The organism is Anaerobacillus alkaliphilus, assembly GCF_004116265.1.
Lineage (GTDB): Bacteria > Bacillota > Bacilli > Bacillales > Anaerobacillaceae > Anaerobacillus > Anaerobacillus alkaliphilus.
On sequence record NZ_QOUX01000040.1, the window covers coordinates 1 to 1390 of the forward strand.

At 44.3% G+C, this 1390-nt stretch carries 8 tRNA genes; all 8 read left to right on the forward strand.

The features are described 5' to 3' along the window. Positions 1 to 48: 48 nt before the first annotated feature. Positions 49 to 125: transfer RNA gene (locus DS745_RS12850), tRNA-Pro, on the forward strand. Between the two features lie 186 nt (positions 126 to 311). Beyond that, positions 312 to 385: transfer RNA gene (locus tag DS745_RS12855), tRNA-Gly, on the forward strand. Positions 386 to 489: 104 nt separating this feature from the next. Continuing rightward, a tRNA-Ile gene (locus DS745_RS12860) sits at positions 490 to 566 on the forward strand. Positions 567 to 579: 13 nt separating this feature from the next. After that, positions 580 to 654, forward strand: a tRNA-Glu gene (locus DS745_RS12865). Between the two features lie 146 nt (positions 655 to 800). Next, positions 801 to 876: transfer RNA gene (locus DS745_RS12870), tRNA-Val, on the forward strand. Between the two features lie 47 nt (positions 877 to 923). Continuing rightward, a tRNA-Thr gene (locus DS745_RS12875) sits at positions 924 to 999 on the forward strand. Between the two features lie 6 nt (positions 1000 to 1005). After that, a tRNA-Lys gene (locus DS745_RS12880) sits at positions 1006 to 1081 on the forward strand. 29 nt (positions 1082 to 1110) lie between these two features. Then, positions 1111 to 1194: transfer RNA gene (locus tag DS745_RS12885), tRNA-Leu, on the forward strand. The last annotated feature ends 196 nt before the right edge of the window (positions 1195 to 1390 follow it).

Below are 1390 nucleotides of genomic sequence, written 5' to 3' on the forward strand. Positions count from 1 at the left end.
GACTACGAATCAAAAGGTCGGGAGTTCGAATCTCTCAGGGCGCACTCTCGGGAAGTGGCTCAGCTTGGTAGAGCACCTGGTTTGGGACCAGGGGGTCGCAGGTTCAAATCCTGTCTTCCCGACCATTGTTACTATAAAGAAGAAAATCGTTTATAAATATGCGGGTGTAGTTTAGTGGTAAAACCTCAGCCACGAGCGTTACATCTTGAAATACCTCGAGTTGCCTCGACGGATATACCTCTTTGAACAATCAAGAAAAGGAAGAGGCATCACTGAAGGCGTTTAATTTGTATTTAACTTATTATATATATGCGGGTGTAGTTTAGTGGTAAAACCTCAGCCTTCCAAGCTGATGTTGTCAGTTCGATTCTGATCACCCGCTCCAATTTTGCTTCTTTGAATACGCTACTTTGCTGAAATGCGACGAGCGAACGAAGTGGTGCAGGAGCAAATCTAGCAATCAGGACAAGCTTTTTCATTTGAATATATGGGCCTATAGCTCAGCTGGTTAGAGCGCACGCCTGATAAGCGTGAGGTCGGTGGTTCGAGTCCACTTAGGCCCACCATAATAAAAAATACGGCCCGTTGGTCAAGCGGTTAAGACACCGCCCTTTCACGGCGGTAACACGGGTTCGAATCCCGTACGGGTCACCACTAATACATTATACTTTCGGAGGATTAGCTCAGCGACGAGCATAGCATCTTTGAATATGCTACGAGTTGTTTCGACGCATCTCCATCTTGAATTACTAGTAGAGGAAGAAACAGGGTCTTCTATGAATTTGCTTCATCAATACTTCGGAGGATTAGCTCAGCTGGGAGAGCACCTGCCTTACAAGCAGGGGGTCGGCGGTTCGATCCCGTCATCCTCCACCAGATTTTGTTACACAATATCTTAGAGCAAAAATAACTTTCCTTAATTTGCCGGCCTAGCTCAATTGGTAGAGCAACTGACTTGTAATCAGTAGGTTGGGGGTTCAAGTCCTCTGGCCGGCACCATTTAACGAGCCATTAGCTCAGTCGGTAGAGCATCTGACTTTTAATCAGAGGGTCGAAGGTTCGAATCCTTCATGGCTCACCATTGTTTTTGAATATAACGTAATTTGATATGCGGGTGTGGCGGAATTGGCAGACGCGCTAGACTTAGGATCTAGTGTCTTTGACGTGGGGGTTCGAGTCCCTCCACCCGCACCATTATTTTTATAATATTACCTTACCATTTTAGTAAGGTAAGAGAAGAAAATATGGTATTTGTATAGTGTATATTGTTCTTTGAAAACTGAACACACAGCCAAGCGAATTAAAGAGATAGTAAATATCTCGTCAATGAATTATTATTTTTGAGCTATATCAAACACTTTTATGGAGAGTTTGATCCTGGCTCAGGACG